General features: G+C 62.1%; 2 protein-coding genes. Both read right to left on the bottom strand.

The window, feature by feature from the left end; translation table 11 throughout:
• Positions 1 to 531, bottom strand: a 531-nt coding sequence (locus AC4FQ5_RS19640; protein WP_491146213.1) for a glycosyltransferase, incomplete at its 3' end; no start/stop codon positions are given.
• Positions 532 to 549: 18 nt separating this feature from the next.
• The coding region (locus tag AC4FQ5_RS19635; protein WP_491146210.1) for an LbetaH domain-containing protein at positions 550 to 857 on the bottom strand (308 nt) is incomplete at its 5' end.

The raw sequence follows: 857 nt of genomic DNA, 5'->3' as shown, positions 1-857 counted from the left end.
CGGCACCCCATTCGCTATCCGGGAGACACGATCATTCGAGGAGGGCGCGATCTCTGCAAGATTCTTCATCTCTTGGTCGGTCAGCGCCAGGATGTGGTCGGCCCGGCGGAAGGTTGGGATGATCAACGCCCGGTCAAAGATGCGGCTCTGCATGCGGCGATCAGGCTTGATCATGCCGTGAGTTTGAAGTACCAATCTGCTTCGTCGGGATGCCCATCTCGCTACCGGGGCGGTCACAAGATCTCGAGCAAGGTGAACATGGATGACGTCGTAGTCGGACGCCTTGCGTCGGACATGAGCGAAGACCCCGGGGGACAGGAGCGAGCTGAATTTACTTCCTGGGTTGGCCGCGCGGTGCAGCACGGTGCGCACGCCCTCGACTTCGAGGCTCGCCGTGCCGTCCCACGCCGCGATGAGGTCGACCTGGTGGCCCCGGCGCGCCAATTCCCGTGACTGATTGACGGCGACTGTGACTGGCCCGCCATAGGCTCCATTCTCGGAGACGTAGGTGACGACCTGAGCGATACGCATGGGAATCCGTGTGCCGGCCTAGAAGCGCGACCCGACGCGCATGGCGGGGTTCCCGGAGATGATCGAATTCTCACTGATCTTGCCCGAGACGACACTTCCGGGCGTGGCAAGGGCGGAGGTTCCGATGGTCGTTCCGCCCAGCACAATGCATCTCGACGTCAACCACACGCCGGGGCCGATGACAATCGGCCGTGTGATGACTCCCATGTCCTTGCGGTGGGAGTGGCTTCCCGTGGCCAAATAGACCTCCTGCGAGATGACGCTATCGTGGCCGATCGTGATGTGGTCTCGATTGTGGAACCACACACCCTCGCCGATCCAGCATC

This window comes from Chryseobacterium sp. DT-167 (assembly GCF_058310155.1).
The sequence above is the reverse complement of the archived record's forward strand: the minus strand, read 5'-3'. Positions and strand labels throughout refer to the sequence as shown.